The sequence below is a fragment of the Alkalispirochaeta alkalica DSM 8900 genome, assembly GCF_000373545.1.
Taxonomy (GTDB): Bacteria; Spirochaetota; Spirochaetia; order DSM-27196; family Alkalispirochaetaceae; genus Alkalispirochaeta; species Alkalispirochaeta alkalica.
Window position 1 is genome coordinate 110,865 of record NZ_KB891761.1, and the last position, 18,611, is coordinate 129,475.

Genomic DNA, 18,611 nt, shown 5'->3' on the forward strand with positions numbered 1-18,611 from the left:
TCGGCAGCCCCCCTGGTGGGTGCGCTCTCCATGGCAAATCTGGAGGGTGCGACCAGGATCATGGCGGCGGCAGCTCGTTTTGAGAAGACCGAAGAGGTAGAAGCCCTCACGGCAGAGCTGAACAGCAAGGCCCAGGACGTTATCCTTGCCGAGGCCGACCGGCTGGCACGGCGGGGGAACGTGGCGGCCCTGGAAGAGGCCCTGGGGGTAGCGGTAAAGGCCAGGGACTACGTGGATGACAACGACCAGGTGAACCCGCGGATTTATCCCTACGCGCAACGGCTCGCCGATCTCTATCACGGAGAAGCTCGTGCCGCGGTGCGCGCCTTCAACGGTACCCGGGACAGCAAATGGGGAGCCGAAGACGTCTTCCTGCGGTACGTGGCTTTTGTCGGCGGTTGGCCTGCTGTAACCGGTCACGAGGATGCAATTGAGGACTTTGCGGAGTTCATCGAGTCTTCCAGAACGGTGGTTCATGTGGTTCTGGAGCCCGACCACGCCGCCTCTCATGACCGTGTCACGGGAGCCATGGAGAGAGCTCTGGAAAGCCAGCGGGGCAAGGTTCTGTGGATGTTCACCGATCAGAGCAGGGAGCAGGCCGAGCAGCGACAGCGCCACTTTCGGGGAACCGGACGGTGGTGGAACAATAATCAGGACAAGGCGGCGAGTCTTATCTACCCCGACAGCAGCAATACCTTCCATCGCAATGTGAGGCAGCTGACAACGGAGAGCAGTCTGGACGATGCCAGAGGATTTAATATCGACTTTCTGGTAAAGATCACCGCCGATGCCTCCGTGGGGAACGTACGTCCCGTGGAGCGGCGCGAGTCCAAAGAGATCTCGGCCTACCAGAAACTGGACGGGTCGGTGCACCTGGATCCCGGCAACAGCAAGGTTGACGGCTGGCACGCTGCGCGGACGCTCGCCGAAAACGTTGGGGGAATGGACACCTTCAACCAGCAGCTCCGGGAAGACCACGGGGTGAGTGATTTCTGGCGCAACGCCGCTGTGATGCACACCTACCAGGCCCTGTCAGCCCCGGTAACGGTGACGTACAACCTGGAGGTTATCCGCGTGTCCGACGGGCGGAGCGTGTATACCACCCGTGCGACCCACCGGGACGAGGCGAAGGGGAACGAAGTGCTGGTGGGCGTGAGTTCCGATATCCCTGTTATCGAGAGTAAGGTGGGAGAACAGGTTCGGNAGGCCCCCTCGAGTTTTACTCCCAACACGGCCTCGGCGGTACGCGCCGGGTTCTCGCAGCTGAACTTTGCCCCTGCGGCAAATGCGATCGGACGGAACTGATACCGGAAGCAGGAATGATTCTGGCGGAGCGCCCCCCGGGCTCCGCCAAAGAGCGCAGGCCCCGGACCGTTTTGCAGGTTGCCTTGGTGCAACGGGGCGGCCCGGATATTCAGAAAAGGAGATTTCTATGTTCAGGTATGGATCGAAGGGGAGTGTGCTTGCTCTTGCGGTGTCCCTCCTGTTTTTTGCCTCCTGTATGACCGCAGGTAACCGGGAATACCGGGCAGCAGAGCGGGATTACGACGCAGGAAACTACGTGGGAGCGACGGAGAACGCCGTGAAGGCTCTTCAGGCAAATGACGAGCACGACGATGCTCCGGGTCTGCTGCGCAGGGCTTTGCCCAAAGCCACGAGCCAGTTGCAGGAGCAGATCAGCCAGGCCAAGGCCTCGTCGGAGGAGTTCCCCTACGAGAGAGCTGTCTCCCTCTACGAGCGGCTGGTGAAACTTCATAGCGATGTGAACGATCTCCGCATGGGCTTTTCCACGGAGNACTTCAGCGCCCAGCTGGGGGAGGCCCGACAGGTGGCGGCCGAGGCCCGTTATCAGGCAGGAATAGCGGCCCTGGCAGCGGGGGGATTTGAGAATGCCCGTGTCGCCCTGGCTCATTTCCGGACCGTGGGGAATTACGTCCAGAACTACCAGGATACGGCTGATCTCATTGCCCAGGCAGAGAACGCCTCGATGGCACGGCTCTACGTCTACGTGAACGACGCCGAGGGAGAGATCGCTTCCCGCCTCGGCCAGCGGCTGATGGGCGATAACGATCTGGCCAGGGTAACCGATCTGGTTCCCGCAGGTACCCTTGGTGTGGGGGCCAGGCAGAACGCTTCCACCGTGCTGGCTGCTGCCAGAGCGCAGGGTGTTGATCTGCTCCTCTATGTGGGAATCGATTCCCTTGAGTCCGATATGAATCCTCTGGAGGTAACAGAGAAGCGGATCCATAACGTTNCGGGAGCCGAGGTGACCGCCTCCTACAGCGTGTCTGCCCTGGGCCAGTGGCAGATCTACGATGTGGCGAGNGGCAGCGTTCGGAGCGAGGANAACCTGCGTGTGAGTGTCGGAGAGTCCCTGAAGTTCGATTCCCTGGTGCCCGTCGGCCAGGCCGAGGTGAATTTTGCCGATGGCTCCCGGAGCGTGATCTACGCGGATCTTTCCGAGATGGGGCTTATTTCGTACATGGGGATGGTGCGCCGGACCAGGGATTTTATGGATTCCGTTACCGCCGATGTCTTCAGGAACATGACCCTCACGGAGATGACCGAAAAACTCGATCGGATTGTGTTGCACGGTGGAATCTACGGGTTCAAGGTCGAAGAGATCTCGCCCTCCACGGGTNCGATAGATCCCTACGATGTGGTTCACGCCTACGTAAGCAAGATGAATGAGATTCTGCATGTTATCACCGGTAGGGCCTCGAAGCTGGATGAACTGGCATCCCAGGCTGTATACGAGCTTCCTGGGGAGATCGAAGCCGCTGTGGCCAGGGCTGCCCTGGCTCCGCTCCGGCAATAAGTACCGGGTGAGGTAATCGTCANGGTACGGGCGCTGTGGGAGGGTTCTCCGGCAGCGCCCGTCGTGTATGGGGCCGGTACCCCCCGGAGTCTTTCATCTTTAGTACCGAATTGTAAGGCGGGTTGTCCCCACGATCACCAGATCCTGGTCTTTCAGGAGGCGGGGCTTGTTTGTGGGGAGCTTTTCGCCGTTTACCAGGGTGCCGTTGGTGCTCCCCGTGTCCTTGATAAAGGCATCTCCCTTTTTAAAGGTGATGATCGCGTGGAACTTGGAGACCTGGGGATCGGCGATGATCACCCCGTTGTGCTTGTCCCGGCCGATCCCGATGGACTTCCGCGAGAGGGCCTTGCTCTTTCCGTGGGCCTCCAGAAGCGGCTTCAGGCCGCACCTGATGGTGGCCGCCTTCTGGATCACCAGATCGTCGTCACCCCCGGAAATGAAGGTGTCCTGCGAAAAAAGATTCTTCCGTTCTCTCATGGTCCTGACGCTCCTGATAGTCCCGATGCCTTGGGGCCTTGGTGTCTTGGTGCCCCCTGGCGGGTGATCATTGTAGCGTCTTTTTGCGCGATTGTCCCTGTTCTCCCGGTTATTCTCCCGCTTCGCGACGCAGAAGCTCCTCGATCCGTTCCTGGGGAAGTTCCAGGGTGTTGGCCTTGAAACGGGACGAGAAGGAGACGCGGGGAATGGCTCTCCGGGGCTTGGCTGGTATCAGGATCTCTTCCCCCGTTCCGGGGTGACGGCCCATCCGCGCCTTTTGGGGGTGCCTGAGATGAAGGTGGACCGCGCCAAGAGGGCCCAGGGAGACGCGCTCTCCCAGAAGAACCCCCGTCTCTACCATGGTGAGGTAGTCCAGAATGATCTCCCGGGTTTTATCCTGGGTCAGCTCGTTCCGTGTTGCCACGTACTGGACCATGGAACGCAGGGTAAACCGCTCTGGCCCCTGCTCCCGGCAAGACCCGTGTTCCCGGCAGGAGTTGATGGTCCGGTTTGCCTGAAGAAAACCGTTGGTCAGGAAGATGGCCCCCTGGCGCAGGCGCTCCTTCTGATCGGTCCAGGGAAGCTCCTCCTCAAAGGTCGCTATGGAGAGAATTTCCGAGCTCCGCGTGACCGGGGCCCCCCCGAAACGGGCGATCCGGCCAGTTTCGGCATCTTCTTCCAGCCAGGCCTCCTCCGATCGTGCGAGATCGGGAACGTCCTTGCGCAGGGAGATACTGGCGTACTCGAAGGAGCGCGTTCCCTTGCCGTTCTGCGGCCCCAGAACGATGAGCGACCCTGAGCAGGTGAGAAGTATGGCTCCCCGGGGATCTTCCCGGCACAGCTTCGGTTTCTGAACCATGCGGAGGGCTGCGGTCTGGTCCCGAAAGAGCCGGACCTTCTCCAGCCAGTTCTGTGTTACGGCCCGGAGCGCAGCCTCCCGGGGAAGGATCTCTGTTTCGTCGGCGATCGCGGCAAGGTGAGCTTTCATGTTGTGTGGTACCGTCTCTTCCGATACCATCGTTGTAGGGGTTTCCTGAATACGGGACATACTTTCCTCCTCGGAACTGGAAATCCACCGGCACGTGTGGAATGCTTTCAATGTATCACGCCGGCCGATTTTCACAGGTTTTGGTGGGTCGGCCCAGGAGGAAGATATGGAACATTTTTTTGATCAGATACCGGAAACGGTTCAGGAGCACCTGCGGCGGATCACCGCCACGTCGGGGTTGCCCGATACGGAGGAGTCGCTGGAGCGTATGGCCCGGGCCTGGCTCGAGAAGAAAACGCTCTTTGAGCAGCGCCAGGAGGAGCACGGCCTGTCCCAGGTATCGCTCTTTGGGGCCGACGAGGCCCGGGGGGCGCTGGTTCTGACCTACTCGGGCTCCCTTATCACGGTGGGTCCCCTCANCGGGGAGGGCCGGCGGGTGGAGTACACCTCGATCGGTCTGCGCCAGGATGTTCCCGACGCGGCCACGGCCGACGCAACGGCTCTGACAGATGATCTTGCCCTGGATAAGCTGGCCTCCTTTTCGCAGGGGCCCATCCATACAAGCTCGGCGCTCTTTGCGATCGCCCTGCTTGAGGAGGAGATGGACCCCGAAGAGGAACAGCAGGTTCTTACCGGGGTGACCCGGGTTCTGGCGGAAGACTTCGTCGAGGTCAACAAGACCCTCCTGCGGGGGTGACCGTCCAATGGGGGGGAGAGACCAGGTGACTCCCGGGGGTGAATCTTTCCGGGATCGCTTTGACCGGATCCTGCGGCAGAAGAGGCCGCCCGATCCCGGGGAGCTGGCCAGCGACATGGAGCGGGCCTGCGCTGTCCTGGAGACGGAGCCCTCGTGGCAGCGCCCCCCCGACCGGGAGGGGCTGCCCGGGGGGGTGGTCTATCTCCGGCCCGAGTTGCCCCTGGTGGTGCTGCCCGATATCCACGCCCGGCTGGACCTGCTGGCCTGCCTCCTGAAGACGTCCTTCCCCGATCACGGGATCGACCGCCCCCTGCTCGACGCTCTGGAGCAGGATCGGGCGCAGGTGCTCTTTCTGGGAGACTACGTCCACGCCGAGGCTCGGGGCCGCGAGCGCTGGCTCCGGGCGTACAAGGAGTTTTCCCGGGGCTTCCGCAGGCGCCCTGCCATGGATGCCGAGATGCGGGAGAGTCTGGGGGTTCTGCAGGTTGTGGCCCTGCTGAAAACTTCCTATCCTGACCGGGTTCACGGTCTGAAGGGAAACCACGAGAACATCACCAACGAGAGGGGCCAGGGGAACTATCCCTTCGGCAAGTTTGTGCTGGAGGGGGCCATGGTGGCGGCCTACATGGAGCGCTTCTTTCCGGGGGCTCCCCTGGAGGGGGTCCGACGGTTCGAGAAGAGCCTTCCCCTGCTGGCGGTGGGGCCCTCCTCCCTGGCGAGTCACGCCGAGCCGCTTCGCTTCTTTGAGCGATCCCGGGTGATCAACTACCGCAGCGATCCCGAGGTGGTGGAGGGCCTTACCTGGACCGATAACGGTCGGGCCGGGGAGGGTAGCGTGGCTGCCATGGTGGACCACTATCTGCGGTGCGGCAGCTCCGCCGGGGCGGTCTATCTGGGAGGGCACCGGCCCGTGGGAGGGCTCTACGCCCTGCGTGCCCGGGGGCAGTTCGTGCAGTTTCACAACCCCGACCGCTTTGTGGTCGCCCTGCCGCCGGTGAACCGGCGATTCGATCCCTGCCGGGACATCCAGGATCTTCAGGCGATCCGGGAGCCCCGGGATCTTCCGAACTACCCCGACGAGGAGGCGGCCCGGCATGGCCAGGACAGTTGAGACGATAGGCAAGTACCAGGTGCTTCAGCGTCTTGCCCAGGGGGGCATGGGTGCGGTCTATACGGCCCGGCATCCCACCCTGGACAGGACGGTGATTATCAAGAAACTCACCCTCCGGGGAAGCGCCGACATGCGCGAACGCTTTCGCCGGGAGGCCCAGATCATGATGGATCTGCGCAACGACGCGATCGTGGACGTCTACGACCATTTCCGCGAGGGGTCCTCCTATTATATCGTTCTGGAATACGTGGAGGGGGTGTCCCTGGAGGAGCTGATCCGGCGGCACCGGTATGTCCAGGAGGATGCCGCCCTGCTGATTCTGAGGGAGGTCTGCCGGGCCCTGGCCTACGCCCACGAGCGGGGGGTGGTCCACCGCGATATCAAGCCTGCCAATATCCTGATCTCCTCCCGGGGCGAGGTGAAGCTCGTCGATTTCGGGATCGCCACGATCCACGGCGGTGAGGAGGAATCGGCCCTGACCCGTGAGGGTATGACCCTGGGGACGCCCAGCTACATGGCGCCCGAGCAGTTTCAGAACACCCGTTCCGTGGATCACCGGGCCGATATCTATTCCGTGGGGGTCGTCCTCTACGAGATGGTTACGGGAAAACGTCCCTACCCGGGGACGTTCTCACCCGAGGTGATCTCCCTGATCCAGAAGGGCCGCTACCGGCGGCCGCGAAAGATCAACCCCAGAATTTCCCTTTTCACGGCTCGCATGATCGGGCGAATGCTGCGGCCCCTCCCGGCGCGGCGTGTTTCCGATCTGAATCGCGTGATTGATCGCATTAATCGTCGCTTGAGGTTGCGGCCCCACGGCCGGATCGATTCTCTGGTGGAGGCCTGCCTGGAGGGTGATGCCCTGCGGGTGCGGCCCCGGAGGAGGGCGCGGGTGATGGCCCTGGCGGGGTTGGTGACGGCCGCTCTTCTGGCTTCCCTCGTGGCGTGGGGGCTTCACCGGGGGGTGCACCGGGAGCTCTTCCAGGCCGATTCCTGGGGCGCTCTGGAGGTGACCGTCCGGGTGGGAAACTCCGGTCTGGAGGGGAAGGAGGTCTTCCTGCGGGGAACCCTCTTCAAGGACGACGGGGACCGCATCCCCGCTCTGGACGGGGGGGAGTTGCGCTTCTTCCCCGACCCCCAGGGGGAGTCCTCCCGGTATTTTCTCTTTCGGGCGCGGCGGAAGCATCTGCCCCCGGGGTCGTACCGCGCCAAGATCGAGGCCGGCACCGCCCTCTGGTGGCAGTCCTTCCAGGTGCCCCCCCTGAGCGAGGGGCACCATCACCTGGTGGCGGATTTTCTGGAGGTTCCCGAGCTTCCGCTGGTGGTATCCTTCGACGTGAGGGACCGCGAGAGCGGGCGNCGCCTGACCGATGAGGCGGAGATTTTCCTCTTTCTGGGAAACCGCAGNCTCCCCTGGTCGGCCGAGGCGGCCTCCCGTCTCCGCAGCGGTCAGATCTACCGGTTTCAGTTTCGCCACCCCGGGTACGGGGAGCAGATCTTCAGTCTCGCCATCGCCCCCGAGCAGGCCAGACTTCATCTCCAGGTCCACCTGGAACCCCTGAAGGAGAGTCCCTGATGTCTCTGTTGATACGACGCNTGATCTATCTGGCCGTGGGAGTGCTGGCCGGGCTTGCCCTGTGGCCCCTGGTGGAGGTGATGCTTCTGGTCCAGCGCTTTTTCCCCACCTATCTNTCGTTCAGCATCGTCTCGGGTCTGCTCTTTGGCGCGGTCATNGGGGCCTTTTTCGGGATGATCGACGGNATTGTGGCGGCCCGGTTCCGCAGGATTCTTACCGGAGCGGGCTTCGGGGGNGTTCTGGGGGGGCTGGGCGGAGCCCTGGGGTTTGTCCTGGGGCAGGGTCTGCTCTTTTTTCTCAGCGACCCGGGCAGGGTCGGGCTNGCCGCCTCGCGGGTGGCTGGCTGGTCTGTTCTGGGNCTGTGCGCGGGAGTATCCGAGGGAATCCGGCGCCGGTCCTGGCTGCGCACCGGCATGGGCCTCTCGGGGGGGCTTCTGGGAGGGCTCCTGGGGGGAATAGCCCTGGAGTTTCTTGCCCGCCCCCTGGGGTTTGTTCTCTACGGGTTTCTGCTGGCCGGTTTTTACAGTCTGATCGAGGGGGTCCAGAGCAGTGGGGTCTTTCGCCTGCTGAACGGNCCGCACAAGGGCCGGGAGTTTATCCTGAACCAGCGTCGTCTCCGTATCGGGTCCTGGCCCGGGAGCGATATTCTCATCCAGGGCTACTCCGGTACGGCGCCACACCACGCCGAGCTCCGCCAGAGGAGGGGTGAGCTCTATCTGAAGGCGCTGGTTCCTCCCGAGGAGGGAAAGACGAAACGCAACGATCGCCCCCTGGATCAGGAGACGGCCCCGGTGCTGCTCAAGTTCGACGATGTCCTGCAGATCGGTTCTGCCAAGTTTCTCTTCCGGCCCCTGGCGGCGCTCCTGGTGGTTCTTGCGGCGCTGACCCTGCCCCAGGAGGGGGGGGCCTGGAACGTGCGTCTGGGCCAGGTGAACACCGCCCGGCTTCTGGGGCGCCAGACCGTGGATCTCTATCTGGGGATCACCGATCACGAGGGATCTCCCCTGGAGGGGNTCTCCCTGGAGGACCTGCGGGTTCTGGAATCGGCCGACGGAGAGACCTTTGTTTCCAGACCGCTCATCTCTCTGGAAGAACGGGCGGGGGANCGNGAGGGGATCACGGTGCTGCTTCTGGTGGATAATTCCGGGAGCATGTACCCCGCCAGAATGCCCGGGGTGAGGGCGGCGGTGCGTCAGTTCTTGCAGGATCTGGACCCCTCGCGGGACCGGGTTGGNCTGGCCACCTTTAACACGCACTATCGGCTTCTGGCTGCTCCCACGGAGTCGGTTGCTTCGGTGGAGCTGCTTCTTGAGACGATCACCCGGCCGGGNCGGGACGATGCCTTTACCGAGCTCTACCGGGCGATCTCTCTGGCGGCGGAGGATCTGGCGGNGTTCGAGGGCCGGCGAGCNGTGCTGATTCTTACGGACGGGGAGGACTATCCCTTCTCGGTTCACCGGGGGGACCCCCATCCCCTCTACGGGATGGAGACGGTCCCGGCCGGGGAGGCCCGGGATGCGCTCCAGCGCCGGGGGGTGGGGGCTTTCGGGGTCAACTTTGCCGGGGGAACCGATCCCCTGTTTGAGGAGATTGTCCTGCCCAACGGGGGCATGATTTTTGATGCCGCCGACGGGGACGAGCTGGGCCGCGTCTACGGTGAGATCCGCCGGGCCATGCTTCAGGAGTACCGCCTGCGCTATCGGGCGGGGACGATGCCCTCGCAGAAGCGGTATNTGCGGGTGGAGCTGGATTCCCCGGAGGGGAGGGTGAGCCGGGAGGGGGCCTACTACGCGGGGACGCTCTTCGGGCTCCCCCGGGAGGACTGGAACCCCCTGACGCTGCTCCTCTTTCCCGGTGCGCTGGCTGCGGCGGCGCTGCTGGGNCNGCTCCGGTTTCTGAACCGCCGGAAGAGCCCCAATCTGGAGGTTCTGGGGCTCCGGGGCGGGGCAACCCGGGTGCTGGATCTCTCGGGGCAGGAGACGGTGATCGGGGCCAGCGCCGAGGCCGATCTGACCATGACCTCTTCGCCCGATATGAGGGACCGCCACGCCACGATCGTGCGGGACGAGAAGCGCGGTACCGCCACGGTGGTGAGTGCCCAGGAGATNCTGGTGAACAACCAGCCCGTTACCCGGCGCGTGCTGGANCCGGGCGATGTGATTCAGCTNCCGGGAGCCACCNTGNTCTTTGACGACCCCCGGGTGCCGGAGGAGGGNAAAAAGGNTGAGGGCNAAAAGAGGGGCGNCCNCGAGGCCGCCCCGAAGGAGGATTCCCGGTGAACCGGGGGTGCTAACGGTGTCCGCCTAGTCCAGGGACCAGGAAAAGTTGGGTGTGATGGTGTAGCTCCGGCCGGGTTGCACCGAGATGTCCTGGTGCAACTCCAGGCCTCCGCTTTCCAGGGAGACGGTGTAGCGCCCTGCCGGGAGCTGGAAGGAGGAGCCCGACTGGACCTCGCCGTTCACCCGAACCCNCACCAGAGAGGAGGGGTTTCGCTCGCGGGAGTTCAGAAGCCCCGAGGGTATGCTCACCCGAACCGTGGCCAGGGCCGGTTGCAGCTGGACCACCACCCGTTCGTCGCGGTTCAGATCCAGGGTGGTCTCCCAGTCCTGGTAGCCCATCTCGGAGACCCGGATGGTGTAGCGTCCCGGCCGCAGGCGTTCGCTGTGGTTTGTCATTCCCCGGGGGTTCCCGTTGATGAAAACCCGGGCTCCCCGGATGTTGGACTCCACCTGGAGGGTGAACTCCTGGGGCTGGAGGGTTGCCCGCAGGGTCTGGTCCCCCGAGAGCTGAACCGTTTGCCGCCAGAGCTGGTAGCCCGGGGCCGAGACCTCTACGGTGTGGCTTCCGGCGGGGAGGCTCAGGGTGTTCCCCTTGATGACCTCTCCGTTGATGCTGATCCGGGCGTCGTGCACGTTGGTCTGGACGGTGAGGTCGTGGGTGACGGGGGCCCGGCGGGTGGTGGTCCGCTGGGCCATGGCAACCGNCGGCAGGAGAAGCCCTGCCAGCAGAAGGATTGCAAGTCGTTTCAGNTTCATTCCTGCCTCCCCTTTCTAGCGGATCTGGTCCACGGCCGCATCGGGGCCGAGGGAGAGAGAGCGGATGCCGGGATTTACATCATCAACCCACCGGGTTTGGGTGAAGATGGTGAAGGTTCCAGGGTCATCACCGGGGATGACCGAGAAGACCTGCAGGGTGTTCTCGCCGGTGTTCCAGGGGAGTACCCAGGTGCCGTAGTGTTCGCCAGGATCGTTGCCACCCTGGTTGAGCATCAGGTGGACCCGGGCGCTGGCTGATTTCTTGTCGCTGTCTGTACCGTCGATTCCCGTGAGGGATGCGTTGCTCCGTGTGAAATTATTGACGTAGAAGCGCAACTCGTCGTTGGGGACATCCTCACCTGCGATCTCTGATTCTCCAAAATAGTCAAACCAGGCTGCATTGGGATCTGGTGCTCTGACGGTAATGGTCTCCACCCGGGGGATTCCGGTGGTGGTTGCGGGTAGCGCTTGTACATCCCGGTGGAGTTCCATCTGCAACCCGCCCGAGTTTGCGCTTCTGGAGGTATACGATATGGTGCCTCTAGTGTCTCCATCATNGATAGAGTAGGTCAAATATGCATCCAGATCGATCGTCTCGTCCTGCCACTCCAGTAGAATGGTCAGGGAGTATTCATCCTCATTTTGGTAGGCGATCATGGGAGGGGCTTTCATCGTCTTTCCCGCTACCGTAACCTCCATGGGGACGAAACTCCAGTTATCTTTTACCCCCTGGAGCTTGTACTGCCCGCCGGTGACATCGGTGCGCCGGAACTGGCCCGTGGATCCCACGGTGGTTGTGTAGGCCGGTGTCGACGAATAGAGGCCGTTTGCCTGCTTTCGGTAGAAGCGGACCACGGCACCCGCCAGGGTTTCGTCTCCGCTCTTCCAGTACTCGTCCTCATTCCCCTCAGCAAGGGCGTTTACCACGGAACCCGTTACCGTGGAGGAGATAAACTCCTCTTCCAGAAACAGATCATCGCACCCCGCAAGGACGAGGACTATCAATGCTCCCAGCACCACGAAACTGACAGACAGAAAACGTTTCATCACCGTTCTTCCTCCTGATTTGTACATACTTCAGACCAGCCGACGGGCCATAAGGAAATCCTGAATTCCATAATACCGCCGGTTCCTTTCAGTATTCGCCAAGCTCCGGGACTTTGCCAGCCCTTTTTGAAGAAAGAGGAAAATAATATTGCGAAGTGGAAAATAAAAGCCTAGGCTATATCTGGGGCTTGGGGGTTTCCGTGATACGTCCCGGGCACGCCGATGCCGGGATACCAAGGAGTACAAAATGATGCGACAGATCCGTCTGATAACGTTGGTGGGGGCGGTGATTCTCGTCACCGGGGCAGGGCAGCTCTTTGCCCAGGCGATGACAACCCTGGAGCTGCACAGCAACGTCCGGGGTGCCGAGGTTTATATTAACGACAGGCTGGTGGGAGAGGCCGATCCGGTCTTCTCCATGCGTCTGCGCAGCAGGGGNTANTCCCTGCGGGTTACCGCGCCGGGCCACGAGGATTTTACCTCGTCGATCCGCCTCCAGGGCCCCCGTCANGAGCTCCGGGTGGAGCTTGTGCCGCTGGCTGGAACCTCGCCGGCCCCGGCTGCCCCGGCTCGCCCGGCAGACCCGGGTATACCCGTTACCTTTCACTGGCACGCAGCGGACACAGCTGATATTTATATCAACGGTGTTGCCCTGCGGGAGTTCTCTCCGCCCTACGCAACGCGTCGCGACGAGGCCCCGCTCATGCCCTTTCAGCACTCGGGGACCCTTCGGGATGGCGATGTAATCACCGTGGGCACGCGCCGGGGCGGAAGTTACGGGTTTATGATGGCCGTGGTGGATCAGCAGGGACGTGTGCTGGTCCGGACAAACCGGGATTGGCAGTACTATCATCCCGCCGATTCAGGGGACTGGTACAACCCCTCCCGTGCCGAGTCCCGTCTCCGGGGAGCGGTGGGGACAAATCCCAGTCCCTGGGGAAACCAGCGACACCTGGTGAATAGCTACGGTCCGGGGATCGAGTCGATCTACTCGCCCTCAACCTCGGACAGACGAGCCTACCTTTACTACCGGGTTTCCCTGGACCAGGATGCCCCCCGGGTTGCCGATGAACCGGCTGCAGCCGCGCCCTCCCGGGAGGCTNCCTCGTCCCCTTCTGCTCAACCGGGGATATCGGTGAGTTCCGATGGTTTTATTTTGGGACGCTACCGCATGGGGATCAACGTGAACCGTCCCAGGGTTCAGGGAACGATACTGGATTTCCGTGGCGACGGGACTTTTCAGGTGATCTCCCGGGGGCCTCATGACGATTATCTGGGTTCGTCGGGCCGGTGGCATCTCTCGGACGATGTCTTTAGTCCCGGTGATCCCCGGGGGCCAGGGGTTATCGTCGAGTTCGATGGCTCCGGGTTTTACGGGTCCCAGGAGCAACTGGTGGGTCAGGGGCTTGTCTACTGGCACCACGTGGTGGGTGACGGGATGCTCTATCTCATCAAGGAGATAGATTGGGATGTAACGGGGGATTGGCTGAACGACGGAGAGACCGGGGGGTTCCGTCTCCACAGCGACGGGACTTTTGATCGCTATAGCCCGCACTATCCCGAACGATGGCGGCGCGATACCACGAGCCGCTGGGCTATTGCGGGAAACATGATTGTGAGTCTGCCACAAAACACGGTCCTGCTCCTTCTGGAGGACCCGGCGACGGCGTACAACGTGGACCGCAACAACCGCAAGGGGACGGTTCGGTATACCCATACCCCGCGATAGCCTCACGGTGCTCCCGGAGGGATTCTCCGGGGGCCGGGGTGGCCGGGTAAGAATTGTTCGGGAAGGGAGCGCTTCCGGTTTTGATGCCGGGGGCGCTTTTTTATGCTCCGGGTCAGCACGGTACTGTGGGCGCTTTTAGTNTGGTGGGTGGACCTTCTGTGCAATAATTGGGTGGCCGTCAGGCAATGTGAACTCTGCCTGCCAAGTAAGCAATCGCCTTTGTTTGAACGTGCGTGAAGTATAAAAGGAAGCTCTTTGGTCATGCCCGCGCCTTCTCACGCTTTGCGCGATTAAGGTAGGCTACCAGTTGCCGGGATATTTTCTTTTCCCTGCGGGTGAATCCGGCGTAATGAGCCTTGTGCAGATCCCGGAGCAGCCGGTTCAACTCGGTCTTTGGGGTCTCTTTTATTGCTCCGTCCTTTCCTGTCTCAGAATTGATCTCAGACTGAAAGGTAACGGGCCATGTTAACGTTTTGTAAATCGTTTCCCAATAACGATTTAAAAACGGGAGTGACGGGGATCGAACCCGCGATCTCCGGCTTGACAGGCCGGCGCGATAACCAACTTCGCTACACCCCCAGATCGCTCTGCGATGGTCTGTTTGTACCGCGAAACGCGGCGGTGTGTCAACTGTTTTTTTTGCACCAGCCCTGTTTTTTCATCGGCCCCGGAATTGTTTCCGCTTTTTCCCGGGAAGCCTGATTTTTTGATCCCCCTGTTGTATAGTTGAATAGTGAATGATTTGTCGGACCGTGGTCGCGCAGGGCGGGCACGGCGGTACGGGAAAGGTAATAAGAGGGGGCCGATATGAGATGGAGAGAGCGGGCAGGGGTGCTGGTGACAGCGCTGGCGGTTATCTTTGCTGCAGGGTGCCAGTGGGAGGCGCCCGAGGAACTGCGGCTGCGGGGCACACCTTCGGTGGCGATTCCTGCGGGAGAGGTTACCTTCGAACTGGACGAGGTCTTTGAGGAGATCCTGGACGAGATTGTCGATGCCTTTCGGGATGATGCTCTGGGCGCTGACTTCACGGCTGGTGAGGTTGAAGGAGTTGATCCTTTTACCCTCTTTGCGGAGCTGGGTATTGATGTTGTGTTTCCCGCTGATGAGGGTGACTTCGGTGATATTGATCTTCCTCCTGGGCTTGTTGATGATGTTGAAGTGGGCTTTGCGGACAGCGTGGATGGGATCGATCTTTCCGGTTTGTTGGGTCCGCTTTCGGAGGATCTCGAGCTGAAAGAGGTAGAAGGAAGCCTGACGGTCACTTTCAAGGAGGATACTGATACCGAGACGATAATTCGTGCCCGGGTGAGGGCTTCCTGGAACCACGATGGCGATGAGAAATTTCGCTACCTCCTGGGAGAATCAGGTGATGATGGTTTTGTCGCGTTCTCTCCTGATAATGATGGTTCATTGATTTCTGAGCATGATCTCAAGAATCTGACAGAGTTCTTTAACGCCCAACCCTCGGATGGAAAGATCCGCTACGAGTTTCTGGCAAACCTTACAGACGCCGATAGGGTTGACGCGCTGAAGTTGCGGCTGGAAGTTCCTCTGGAGGTGCAGGCCTCGAAAACAACTCTTCTGGCTTTGAGCGATGACGATGATGACAACGGCGAAGAAAAAGACAACTACCTGGTGATGGATGAAGACATCTTTGGCCGCGATCGCGATGATCCCGACGAGGATCTGGATGATCTTCTGGAGGCAATTCGGGGAAGCTCTGCCAGCATCACCATGGTTGTGGTGAACGACATGCTCACAGCAACCCTGGGTATGACCGACTCGAAAGACCCCGAGGAGAGCAAGAGGGACCCCACCACGTGGATTTTCTCTCAACATCTGAAGGCTATAGGAGAGGGTGAAGCGGGATATCAACAAAATTTCGAGTTCGAGATTACTCCCGAAGATCTGGATCGCATGATAGACGGAAAAGATGATAGTAGGCAGTTCATCCCCGAGTTTGTCATCCTTCTGCGTGGGCCTGAAGATAATGATACTGGTGAGGGTGATACGGTGAGCATCCGACGGGGCGCCGAGTTCAAGGTGGCCCGTGGCGTGTTGCGGGCCGATGTCAAGTTTGACCAAACCTTCGAGTTCTGATGAGGGGGAAGAGCATGAACAGGAACAAGAGAACCAAGATACTATCTATCCTGGCGGCGCTCCTCCTCGCGGGACCGGCGCTTCTCCAGGCCTATAACGGAATCAGCCCCTGGAACCACCGCAGCAACCCCGCCTATCTGGGGCACAGCTCGCGACGTTACGTGGAGGCGGCAGCCGGGGCGGACCTCTCCTTCGGGAACAGCGTCTTCTCCCTGGGAGACATCTTCAGCGAGACGATCCTGGTGGATCTGGACGACATCTACGATCGAACCCCCGACGACGGCCTGCGTATGGTGGGAAACGCCTCCCTGGGGGCGCACATAACGATCCACCTGGGGCGTCTGGGGCTGGGGGTCTACGCCGATGCCAGCAACCTCTCGCGCCTCACCGTGCCCAGAAGCTTTGTCCGCCTCCTGACCCAGGGGAACGACCTGGACCGGNANTACTCCGGATCGGCCGAACTGGTGCAGGAATCTTTCTTCGAGCAGGGCTTCTACGGCTCCTACCGGTGGCGCCAGTACGTTATCGGCGCAAAGGTGGGGGCCTTCGCGCCGGTGCTGTACGCCGATTCCGGCTCCAGGGCCCGGTATTCCTTTATTGCCAAGGAAGACGGCACCGTTGAGGGAGGTATCACCGCCTCGGGCGATATCTATACCTTCTTTGGTGAGGACGGACCCCAGGGGACGATGGGAACCAACATGAGCCTGGGCTTCTCGCGCCTGGACGATCAGGGCAACCCCTGGTTCGGCGCCGCTCTGGTACATATCCCGCTCTCGCCGGCCCGGCCCGGCTACGGCGCATCCCTGAGCGATCTCTCGTTTTCCTTCGAATCCGAGGGCATTCTGGCGGCGATTGAGGCCGGTGATGATCCCTTTGATACGGTGGAAGAGGAGGGCGATCTTGATTTTGATCGTCTTGAGTCGGGAGATCAGCCCGAGATCCACATGCCCTTCCGCGTGTCGGGGTATTACCGGCTTTCGCTGCCCTTCGTTGATCTGACTCCCGTGGCGGAGGTGGTCTTTGGCGATAACAGCCGCCTGAANGCGGGGGCAACGGTGGAGGGGAACGTCTTCCTCCTGAAGATGTTCTCGGCGAGCCTGGGCTACCGGGATTATCTCTGGGAGGCCGGGGCGGGGCTGCGCATCCCCCTGCGTGCCGCCGAGCTGGCCCTCCATGTGCGCTCTTCGGCCCCCGAGCTGGAGGGAGTGGTGGATACCCGGGGAATGGGCATGTCCATTCTCTTTGCCATGGGGTGGTAGTGCGAGGCCCGGGGGCTGAATCGGGGGCCCTTGGGCTTGTTCAGAAACAGTCTGATGCCGGCGGGGCCTGTCCCCCTCCCCGTCGGCATTGTTCCCGGAAAAGCTTTCTTTATTCCCCCCATGGGGTATTTCTTTCGTGTGAAACTTGAACGCCCTTCAGATAATGCCTAGACTATAGATGTGACAATTCTTTTGCGTATTTCTCGTGGTGCGTCTTTGCCCCGGGGATCTGCCCCCCCTTTGGGGCAACCAGGAACCACAGCAGATCGGAACGGGGTGGAAAGGATACCCCGGAATATTAACCACACAGGCAGGATACAATGAAAAAAGAAAAGAACGAAAAAAGCGTGAAAACCGGAACAGCAGGAGGCTTGCGTCTCCCCCGGCCGGGNTTTGGCCGGCTCTCCCGTTCCCTGCGATTGCGCATGGTGGCCCTCTTTGGGGGGACGGCCGTGGTGCTCCTTGTTGCCGTTGGGGCCGTTCTGGTCTGGCGGGTGAGCACCGTCCAGCGCAGCACCGTCATGGAGATGGCAGGGCAGATCGTGGAGGCCCGCAGCGCCGAGGTGCAGCGCTGGCTCGAGGGGCACATCCAGGAGGTGCGGGGTCTGAGCAGCCTGAACGTGATTCGTGGTGCCGATTTTGAGGAAATAGCGGAGTACCTGGAGGGGCGCCACGGGACGTTCCACCCGGAGCACGAGAACGTCTTCTTTGTGGATACCCGGGGCCAGGCTGTCACCAGCGACGGAATCCGGGCAGATCTCTCGGGCAGGAGTTATATCCAGGAGATCCTGGCCGGGGCAGACTACGCCATCAGCAACGGTCTGGAGAGCGCCGCCACGGGGAACGCCNTNGTGGCCGTGGCCTATGCTGTGCGAACCCCCCGGGGTGATGTCGCGGGTGTTCTGGGCGCNTCGGTGACCCTGGANTCCCTGAGCCGCCTCACCCGNGGCATGAGTTTCGGGGAGGGCGGCTACGGAGCGGTGATCGGTGGTGACGGCGTGGTGATGGGCCACCCCGACCGGTCCGTGGTGATGAGCCTGAACATCACCGATGCCCCGGACTGGCCGGGCATGGAGGCGATCGGCCGGGGGGTGACCCGGGGCGAGCGAGGGGCCGAGTACTTCACCAACCTCCGGGGCCAGCGAAATCTGGGGATCTTCTCCCCCGTCATCGGCTCCCCCCGGTGGAGCGTGGTCTATATCCTTCCCATGGCGGACCTGAACGCCCCCGTCCAGGAACTCACGGGGATCATCACCACGATCTTTCTGCTGGCCCTGATCGTGCTGGCCCTTACGGCCTGGGTTCTGGCAGGGAGAATCGCAAANCCCATCCGCGCCGTGGCCCTGAGTCTGGACGATGTGGCCCANGGCGAGGCCGACCTGCGGGTTGCGCTTGAGGTGAGTGGCCGCGACGAGGTGGGCCAGATATCGAGTAACTTCAATACCTTCCTGGGGGTTCTCCGGGAGATGATCGGCGGAATCCGGGGGGCCACGGACCAGTTGTCCCAGGTGGGGGGCGACCTCTCGGTGAACATGGAGGAGACCTCGGCGGCGATCACCCAGATCGCGGCTAACGTGGCCAGTCTGACCGATCAGGTGCTGAACCAGTCGGCGGGGGTCTCGGAGGTAACGGCCACGATCGAGGAGATCAGCCGGAACATGGAGAGCCTGGACGAGCAGGTTCAGAACCAGTCCTCGGTGGTGAGCCAGAGCAGCGCCGCCATCGAGCAGATGATGGCCAGTATCCGCTCCGTGGCCGAGCGGCTCGACAGAAA

General features: G+C 61.7%; 9 protein-coding genes and 1 tRNA gene. 6 read left to right on the forward strand and 4 right to left on the reverse strand.

Translation table 11 applies throughout. The features are described from left to right. Positions 1 to 2,917: 2,917 nt before the first annotated feature. Positions 2,918 to 3,295: an FHA domain-containing protein gene (locus B071_RS18790; protein WP_018527856.1), complete on the reverse strand. Its 378-nt coding sequence runs from the start codon at positions 3,293 to 3,295 to the stop codon at positions 2,918 to 2,920. Positions 3,296 to 3,404: 109 nt separating this feature from the next. Continuing rightward, positions 3,405 to 4,343, reverse strand: a complete 939-nt coding sequence (locus tag B071_RS0114850) for an HU family DNA-binding protein (protein WP_018527857.1) — start codon at positions 4,341 to 4,343, stop codon at positions 3,405 to 3,407. 662 nt (positions 4,344 to 5,005) lie between these two features. Between B071_RS0114850 and B071_RS17995 the strand changes: the two genes are divergently transcribed. The 3 genes from B071_RS17995 (at position 5,006) to B071_RS18795 (ending at position 9,946) form a co-directional block, all read left to right on the forward strand. Continuing rightward, positions 5,006 to 6,091 carry a metallophosphoesterase gene (locus tag B071_RS17995; protein WP_245534088.1) on the forward strand — a complete coding sequence of 362 codons (1,086 nt, stop codon included), beginning with the start codon at positions 5,006 to 5,008 and terminating at the stop codon, positions 6,089 to 6,091. Beyond that, positions 6,075 to 7,667: a serine/threonine-protein kinase gene (locus B071_RS0114865; RefSeq protein WP_018527860.1), complete on the forward strand. Its 1,593-nt coding sequence runs from the start codon at positions 6,075 to 6,077 to the stop codon at positions 7,665 to 7,667. The genes B071_RS17995 and B071_RS0114865 overlap by 17 nt, the downstream gene beginning before the upstream one ends. 413 nt (positions 7,668 to 8,080) lie before the next feature. Then, positions 8,081 to 9,946, forward strand: coding sequence for an FHA domain-containing protein (locus tag B071_RS18795; RefSeq protein WP_438829753.1), 1,866 nt, complete (start codon positions 8,081 to 8,083; stop codon positions 9,944 to 9,946). Between the two features lie 24 nt (positions 9,947 to 9,970). Here the strand turns inward: B071_RS18795 and B071_RS0114875 are convergent, their stop codons facing one another. Then, entirely contained in the window at positions 9,971 to 10,702 is a 732-nt protein-coding gene (locus B071_RS0114875; RefSeq protein ID WP_018527862.1) for a PEGA domain-containing protein, read from the reverse strand. 1,375 nt (positions 10,703 to 12,077) lie between these two features. On the opposite strand from B071_RS0114875, the gene B071_RS0114885 reads away from it, so the two are divergent. Then, a complete protein-coding gene (locus tag B071_RS0114885; protein WP_438829754.1) occupies positions 12,078 to 13,478 on the forward strand; it encodes a PEGA domain-containing protein in 1,401 nt (466 codons plus the stop codon). Positions 13,479 to 13,983: 505 nt separating this feature from the next. Here the strand turns inward: B071_RS0114885 and B071_RS0114895 are convergent. Continuing rightward, a tRNA-Asp gene (locus B071_RS0114895) sits at positions 13,984 to 14,057 on the reverse strand. A 228-nt stretch (positions 14,058 to 14,285) separates the two neighbouring features. On the opposite strand from B071_RS0114895, the gene B071_RS0114900 reads away from it, so the two are divergent. Both B071_RS0114900 and B071_RS0114915 read left to right on the forward strand, forming a co-directional pair. Next, a complete protein-coding gene (locus tag B071_RS0114900) occupies positions 14,286 to 15,578 on the forward strand; it encodes a hypothetical protein (protein WP_157703291.1) in 1,293 nt (430 codons plus the stop codon). Between the two features lie 1,786 nt (positions 15,579 to 17,364). Then, positions 17,365 to 18,611, forward strand: a 1,247-nt coding sequence (locus B071_RS0114915) for a cache domain-containing protein (protein ID WP_438829755.1), incomplete at its 3' end; no start/stop codon positions are given.